This is a genomic window from Desulfobacter sp. (genome assembly GCF_050177295.1).
The window spans coordinates 1-7,535 of the sequence record NZ_JBFXHE010000212.1 but is presented as its reverse complement, the minus strand read 5'-3'; the positions used below and the strand labels follow the sequence as shown (position 1 = coordinate 7,535).

The 7,535-nt window shown below is 48.7% G+C and carries 9 protein-coding genes and 1 pseudogene; all 10 read left to right on the top strand.

What is annotated here, in order from left to right; translation table 11 throughout:
- Nucleotides 1-1,222: transcription termination factor Rho (rho, locus tag AB7U36_RS14535; protein WP_428160456.1), on the top strand; the 1,222-nt coding region annotated here is incomplete at its 5' end.
- 88 nt (nucleotides 1,223-1,310) lie between these two features.
- Entirely contained in the window at nucleotides 1,311-1,529 is a 219-nt protein-coding gene (gene rpmE / locus AB7U36_RS14530; protein ID WP_428160455.1) for a 50S ribosomal protein L31, read from the top strand.
- A gap of 77 nt (nucleotides 1,530-1,606) precedes the next feature.
- Nucleotides 1,607-2,668 carry a peptide chain release factor 1 gene (gene prfA / locus AB7U36_RS14525; RefSeq protein WP_428160454.1) on the top strand — a complete coding sequence of 354 codons (1,062 nt, stop codon included), beginning with the start codon at nucleotides 1,607-1,609 and terminating at the stop codon, nucleotides 2,666-2,668.
- Between the two features lie 17 nt (nucleotides 2,669-2,685).
- On the top strand, nucleotides 2,686-3,552 hold the full coding sequence (gene prmC / locus AB7U36_RS14520; RefSeq protein ID WP_428160453.1) for a peptide chain release factor N(5)-glutamine methyltransferase: 867 nt from the start codon (nucleotides 2,686-2,688) through the stop codon (nucleotides 3,550-3,552).
- A 161-nt stretch (nucleotides 3,553-3,713) separates the two neighbouring features.
- Nucleotides 3,714-4,586, top strand: coding sequence for a 30S ribosomal protein S2 (gene rpsB, locus AB7U36_RS14515; protein WP_428160452.1), 873 nt, complete (start codon nucleotides 3,714-3,716; stop codon nucleotides 4,584-4,586).
- Between the two features lie 44 nt (nucleotides 4,587-4,630).
- Complete coding sequence (gene tsf / locus AB7U36_RS14510) at nucleotides 4,631-5,227, top strand: translation elongation factor Ts (RefSeq protein ID WP_428160451.1); 597 nt, start codon at nucleotides 4,631-4,633, stop codon at nucleotides 5,225-5,227.
- A gap of 3 nt (nucleotides 5,228-5,230) precedes the next feature.
- Nucleotides 5,231-5,953, top strand: coding sequence for a UMP kinase (pyrH, locus tag AB7U36_RS14505; protein WP_428160450.1), 723 nt, complete (start codon nucleotides 5,231-5,233; stop codon nucleotides 5,951-5,953).
- Between the two features lie 13 nt (nucleotides 5,954-5,966).
- Entirely contained in the window at nucleotides 5,967-6,524 is a 558-nt protein-coding gene (gene frr / locus AB7U36_RS14500; protein WP_428160449.1) for a ribosome recycling factor, read from the top strand.
- Complete coding sequence (locus tag AB7U36_RS14495) at nucleotides 6,514-7,263, top strand: isoprenyl transferase (protein WP_428160448.1); 750 nt, start codon at nucleotides 6,514-6,516, stop codon at nucleotides 7,261-7,263. The genes frr and AB7U36_RS14495 overlap by 11 nt, the downstream gene beginning before the upstream one ends.
- Nucleotides 7,260-7,535 (top strand): annotated as a pseudogene (locus tag AB7U36_RS14490) (phosphatidate cytidylyltransferase); the annotation flags it as partial. The gene AB7U36_RS14495 and the pseudogene AB7U36_RS14490, both read left to right, overlap by 4 nt.

Below are 7,535 nucleotides of genomic sequence, written 5' to 3'. Positions count from 1 at the left end.
GAAAATCAGTGAGCTCACCAAACTTGCCAAAAAGTATAATATTCAGGGGATTGGCGGCCTGAAGAAACAGGAGCTGATTTTTGCCCTGCTCCAGGCCAATATTGAAGAAAGCGGGCAGATCTACGGTGAAGGCACCCTTGAAATCCTTCCGGATGGATTTGGTTTTTTGAGAGCCCCAGGGTACAATTACCTGGCCGGTCCTGACGATATTTATGTATCTCCCTCCCAGATTCGGCGGTTTAATCTGCGTACCGGAGATACCATTTCCGGCCAGGTCCGCCAGCCCAAGGATTCTGAACGGTATTTTGCATTGCTGAAAGTGGAGGCCGTCAATTTTATGAATCCTGAAATGGCGGCTGAAACGATTTTGTTTGATAACCTTCTGCCCCTGTATCCGGATCGTAAAATGAACCTTGAGTCAGAGTCTGACAACTATTCCATGCGGGTCATTGATCTGATGTCCCCCATCGGATTCGGCCAGCGCGGCCTTATCGTGTCCCCGCCCAAGGCCGGCAAGACCATGTTGCTCCAGAACATTGCCAATTCCATGATCAAGGCCCATAAAAATTTGGTTCCCATGATTCTGCTCATTGATGAACGCCCCGAAGAGGTGACGGACATGGCCCGTTCAGTAGACGCGGAAGTGATCTCCTCCACCTTTGACGAACCTTCAGAACGCCATGTGCAGGTGGCTGAAATGGTAATTGAAAAGGCCAAGAGAATTGTGGAACAGGGCCATGATGTCGTGATTCTTTTAGACAGTATTACACGCCTTGCAAGGGCTTATAACGCGGTGATGCCGCCTTCCGGAAAAATTCTGTCCGGTGGTGTGGATTCCAATGCTTTGGACCGCCCCAAACGGTTTTTCGGGGCAGCCAGAAATATAGAGGAAGGCGGCAGCCTGACCATTATTGCCACAGCGCTTGTGGATACCGGGTCCAGAATGGATGAGGTTATTTTTGAAGAATTCAAGGGTACAGGTAACATGGAACTCGTACTTGATCGAAAGCTTGCGGACAAGCGTGTATTCCCTGCCATTGATATGAACCGTTCCGGTACCCGGAAAGAGGAGCTGCTCCTTGAGCCTGATGTGCTGAATCGGGTCTGGATCTTAAGAAAATTGCTTTCAACTTTAAATTCTGTGGATGCAATGCAGTTTTTGCTTGAAAAAATGAACGGAACAAAGGATAATAAAGAATTTCTTGAAATGATGAATACATAAGAGAAAATTATTAAAAGACCTGTTAGGGGTTAACCTAATATTTTATTTAAGTCTTTTATAACGAAGACTGCAAGGAGCTACGTGTAAGATGAAAAAAGACATCCATCCGAACTACACCAGGACAACAGCAACCTGTGCCTGTGGCGCAACCTTTGACATCGGTTCCACAAAAGAGAATATCAAGGTGGAAATTTGTTCTCAGTGCCATCCCTTCTTTACCGGGAAGCAGAAACTGGTCGACTCTGCCGGCCGTATTGACCGCTTCAAGAAAAAATACGCAGGGTTTGACGCAACCAAACTGGTTTAGCTGTTATATCGGCAGGTATGCAAAAGGGGTCTTGAACAAAGACCCCTTTTTGAATTTTCATCCGGGGCGATTTGACCATGATCAGAAAACTAAAAGGCATTGAAGAACGATTCATAAAGATTGAGCATCTGCTTAGTGATCCCGCAGTGATGGCGGATCAGAAAAAGTACCAGGAATATCTCAGGGAACACGGTGAGTTGAACAAGATTGTGCCGGTGTTCCGGGAATATGCAGGTGCAGGGGAAGAGATCAAGGAAGCCAAGGCGCTTCTCAAGGACAGTGATCCTGAGATCCGGGCCATGGCCAAGGAAGAGATCCCCATACTTGAGTCCAGAATCGCCCAGCTTCATGAGCGGCTTAATATGCTTTTGATGCCCAAGGATCCCCGGGATGAGAAAAATGTCATTCTGGAAATCCGGGCCGGCACCGGCGGTGAAGAAGCCGGCATTTTTACCGGAGATCTTTTCCGCATGTACACAAGGTACGCAGAGTCCAAACACTGGAAGATTGAAATCATCGAGAAGAACGTCTCGGCTTCTGGTGGCTTCAAGGAAGTGGTTTCCATGGTGCAGGGCAAAGGCGCCTATTCCCAGTTCAAATATGAAAGCGGTATCCATAGGGTTCAACGGGTTCCTGAAACTGAAACCCAGGGCCGTGTTCACACCTCTGCGGTTACCGTAGCAGTGCTGCCCGAAGCCGAGGATGTGGATATTGACCTCAATCCTGCGGATCTGAAAGTGGATGTGTTCCGTTCTTCGGGCCCTGGTGGCCAGTCCGTAAATACCACGGATTCCGCTGTCCGCATTACCCATATTCCCACAGGCGTTGTGGCCACTTGCCAGGATGAAAAATCCCAGCATAAAAATAAGGCCAAGGCCTTAAATGTTCTTAAGTCCCGTATTCTTGATGCCAAGATCCAGGAAGAGGAGGCCAAGCGGGCTGCTGATCGGAAAGGGCAGGTGGGTACAGGTGACCGGTCCGGGCGCATTCGCACATATAATTTTCCCCAGGGCCGGATGACCGACCATCGTATCGGTCTGACCCTGTACCGGCTGGACAGTATCATGGAAGGCGAGATCCAGGAAGTTATTGATGCCTTAAGAGCGTACAATCAGGCCCTGGCGCTGAAAGATAACTAATCCGGGAGCGCTGATCTGTGGATGCCTGGACCATAAAATCCATTCTTTCCTGGACAGACACCTATTTTTCACAGCGTAGTATTGACAGCCCCAGGCTTACGGCTGAAATCCTTTTGGCCCAGGCCCTGGGGCTGCGGCGTCTTGATCTTTACCTCCAGCATGACCGGCCTTTGGAAAAGCAGGAGCTTTCAGATTTTAAAGCCCTGATCCGGCGCAGGATCGCAAGGGAGCCTGTGGCTTATATCACAGGCCGTAAAGGATTTTTCAAGGAGCAGTTCAAGGTTGCCCCGGGCGTACTCATCCCCAGGCCGGATACGGAAACCCTGGTGGAAACGGCTGTGGACATCTTGTCAGAAATAAAACAGTGCGGCAGGCAGGCCCGGGTGATGGAGCTTGGGGTTGGGTCCGGTGCGGTGATTATTTCCATTGCCAATGCCTGTCCAGGTCATCTCTATTTTGGAAGTGAACTCTCTTCGGTTGCACTTGCCATAGCCCGTGCCAATGCAAAAGCCTTTGCCCGGACCCCGGTGTCGTTATTCAGAGGGGACTGGCTTGCAGCAGTGGCACCCCAGGCATTGTTTGACCTGATCCTGTCCAACCCGCCGTATATCCCCAGTGCCGACATTGAATTTCTGGAACCGGAGGTCAGGGATTGTGAACCCCGCCTGGCTCTGGATGGGGGGGCGGACGGCCTGGACGCCGTCAGGATGATTCTTGCCCAGACCGGTGACAGACTTTTGCCTTCCGGACGTTTGATTCTTGAGATCGGATTTGACCAGAAACCCCTGGTAAAAACCGTTGCTGAAAGGTTTTCCTGGGTGACTGAACTGGATTTTATCAAGGATCTTGCCGGGCATTACCGGCTGGCGGTTTTCAAAAAATAAATTGATTGTTCCCTCTCTTTTTGATATAGAAATTTGGATTTTGCTTTTGCAAACATAGAACACACACTTGCGGACCTGTGATCCGGTGCTTTTTAAAAGTCGATTTCGGGGATGAAGGAAGTGGATGAACATTAAAAACCATTGAAAAAACTGGAGAAAAAATGGCTTACATCACAATTAAAGAATTACTGGAAGCAGGGGTACATTTCGGACATCAGACCAAACGCTGGAACCCCAAAATGAAACGGTACATTTTCGGTGCCAGAAACGGGATCTACATTATTGACCTTCAGCAGACCGTCAAATTGTACAGACAGGCCCATGATTTCATTAAAAACATTGCTGCAAACGGTGGTGATGTGCTGTTTGTGGGTACAAAAAAACAGGCCTCCGAAGCCATTTACGAAGAAGCCAACAGGGCGGAAAGTTTTTATGTTGAAAACCGGTGGCTGGGCGGCATGCTGACCAATTTCCAGACCATAAAAAATAATATTTCCCGGTTTCATTTTTTAAATTCCATTGAAAATGACGGTACTTTGGAAAATTATCCCAAAAAAGAACAGGCAAAAATGCTTAAAGAAAAGGCAAAACTGGAGTTTGCCATTGGCGGTATTTCAAATATGAAAAAGCTGCCCGCAGCCCTGTTCATTATTGATTCCAAAAATGAGACCATTGCCGTAAAAGAGGCAAAACGACTGGGTATCCCCATTGTGGCCGTGGTGGACACCAATTGTGACCCCGATGATATTGATTATGTCATTCCCGGCAACGATGACGCCATTCGTTCCATCCGTTTGTTTGCCTCCCGGATTGCCGATGCCGCAATTGAAGGCCGTCAGATCTGGGAAGAGCGGCAGCGTGCGCAGTCAGACAAGGATGAAGGCGAAGGCAAGGTATCTGATGTTGTCGGTGGACAAATCGGTATTGAGGTTGTTTCTGACGGCACAGACGGACCTGTGATTGAGAAAATCAAAAGGAAAACAGCCGCCTTGGAAAGTTCAGAAACCCAAGAACCTGTAGTTGCTGATATCTAGAAATAACAAAGATTTTAAATATACGAAACAAAGGAGCATACAGAATGGCTGAGATTACTGCACAAATGGTAAAGGAGCTTCGTGGTGCCACCGGCTCGGGGATTATGGACTGCAAAAGAGTCCTGGCCGAGGCTGACGGAGATTTGGACAAAGCAATTGATCTTTTGCGCAAAAAAGGTTTGGCCAAAGCAGCCAAGCGCGCAGGGCGGTCCACCAGCGAAGGTATTATCTACTCCTACATCCATACCGGTGCAAAACTGGGTGTGCTGCTTGAAGTGAACTGCGAATCTGATTTCGTGGCAAAAACCGAAGATTTTTCAAATTTTGCCAAAGATATTGCCATGCACATCGCTGCTGCCAATCCGGCGGGTCTGGTTCCCGAAGACGTGGATCCGTCCGTCATCGAAAAAGAGCGTGAAATCTACCGCGCCCAGATGCTGGAAGAAGGCAAGCCCGAAAATATCATTGATAAAATCGTGGACGGCAAGGTGGAAAAATTTTATAAGGACGTCTGCCTGTTAAGCCAGCAGTACATTAAAGATTCCCAGAAAACCGTTGAAGATGTTCTCAAGGAAACCATCGGAAAGATCGGCGAAAATATTCAGATCAAAAGATTTGCACGTTTCCAGATAGGAGAATAATTCTTGGATACAAAGCCTGAGTTTCAACGGGTTCTGATCAAGTTGAGTGGCGAAGCCCTGATGGGTAATCAGGGCTACGGCATTACGCCCGAGATGATAAACTATGTGGCTGGTGAAGTGGTCAAGGTATTCCGTCTGGGTGTCGAGATTTCAATTGTTGTGGGTGGCGGCAACATCTTTCGCGGGGTAGCAGGGTCTTCTGCCGGCATGGACCGGACTTCTGCCGATAATATGGGCATGCTGGCCACTGTTATTAACAGCCTGGCCCTGTGCGATGCCTTGGAAAAGCACGATATCCCCACCCGGGTTCAGTCTGCCATCCGCATGGACAGGGTGGCAGAGCCGTTTATCCGCAGGAAAGCCATCCGCCATCTGGAAAAGGGCAGGGTGGTGATTTTTGCTGCCGGTACCGGCAACCCTTACTTTACAACAGATACGGCGGCAGTGCTTCGCGCCAACGAGGTTCGCGCCCAGATTCTTTTCAAGGCTACTCAGGTGGATGGGGTGTATGATAAGGATCCCCAGGTCCATGATGATGCTGTGATGTTTGATAAGCTGTCGTATATGCAGGTGATTGAAAAACAGCTTCATGTCATGGATATGACAGCCATATCCCTTGCCATGGAACAGGATCTTCCTTTACAGGTGCTCAACCTGCACAAGGCCGATAATATTTATAAAGCGGTCACGGGCGGGGAAATCGGTACACGGATTTATAATAATTAACGGACGTGTGAATATGATTAATGAAGTGCTTGAAGAAACCAGAGAACGCATGAGAAAATCCGAGAAAACCTTTGAAGCCGAACTTGGTAAAGTGCGTACCGGAAGGGCCTCTCAGTCCATACTTGACAATGTCAGGGTGGATTACTACGGCACACAGACCCCCCTTCCCCAGATGGCTACTGTATCGGTGCCTGAAAGCCGGTTGCTCACCGTAAAACCCTGGGACGCGTCAGTGATCAATGAGGTGGAAAAAGCGATATTAAAGGCAAATCTCGGACTTACACCTTCCAATGACGGTAAGCTGATTCGCATTTCCATCCCGCCGCTGACCGAGGAGCGCAGGAAAGAGATCGTAAAAAGTGTGGCCAAAACCTGTGAGGATTTCAAGGTGGCCGTCAGAAATATCCGCCGGGATTCCAACGAGATGCTCAAGGAACTCCAGAAAGAGGGCGATATTTCCGAAGACAACAGTTTCAACGCCCAGAAACAGGTCCAGGAACTCACCGACGCTTCCATCAAAAAACTGGACAGCATCTTTGCCGCCAAGGAAAAGGAAATCCTTGAAGTCTGATTCCAAGATCCAGGTGCCTGATGAACTTGAACTTGATCTTAACCTGCTTCCTGCCCATGTGGCATTTATCATGGACGGAAACGGCCGCTGGGCAAAAAAAAGGCTGATGAACCGGGTTAAAGGGCATGAACAGGGAGCGCAAACCGTTGAAGAAGTTGTCACGTCCTGCAGGGAACTGGGAATTGATGTACTCACCCTGTATGCCTTTTCCACGGAAAACTGGGCCAGGCCCAAGGACGAGGTCAAGGCCCTGATGCATCTGCTTAAAGGTTTTCTTAAGACCAAAACCGAAGAGATCCGAAAAAAGGATATCCGGCTTAATATCATCGGCCAGATTGAACGGCTTCCCGACGACGTACGAAAGGAAGCTGAACAGGCCATGGCTGCTACGGAAAAGAATTCAGCCATGATCCTGAATCTGGCCATAAGCTACGGGGCACGGGAAGAAATTACCAGGGCGGTTCAACAGATTGCCGCAAAAATCAAATCCGGAATACTTGAGGCCAAAAATATTACGGATAAAACGGTTTCCGATCACCTCTATACCGCCGGCATGCCGGACCCGGACCTTATTATCCGTACGTCTGCAGAGTTCAGGCTTTCCAATTTTCTCATGTGGCAGGCCGCATATTCTGAACTGGCATTTACACCGACGCTCTGGCCTGATTTCACCAGGCAGGAGTTTTATCAGATTTTAATTGATTACCAGCAACGGGACCGGCGTTTCGGGAAAGTATGATGCAGCACTTCAAACGATGGCTCACCGCACTAGTTCTTACACCTTTTCTGCTCTGGGTTATTATTAAAGGGTCCATACTGGTATTTGCCGCACTGGTATCCGGGGTTTCTGTTTTTGCGACATTTGAGTATCTTGATATCATCTGCGCCAATGATACCAGCCCCATTACCCAGACAACCCGGATTATCTCCTATGCTGCCTGTATGGTGCTGGTCATGGGTGCATGTCTTGGGTCCTGGCAGATTCTGTTTTTTATTCTTGCCCTGGATCTG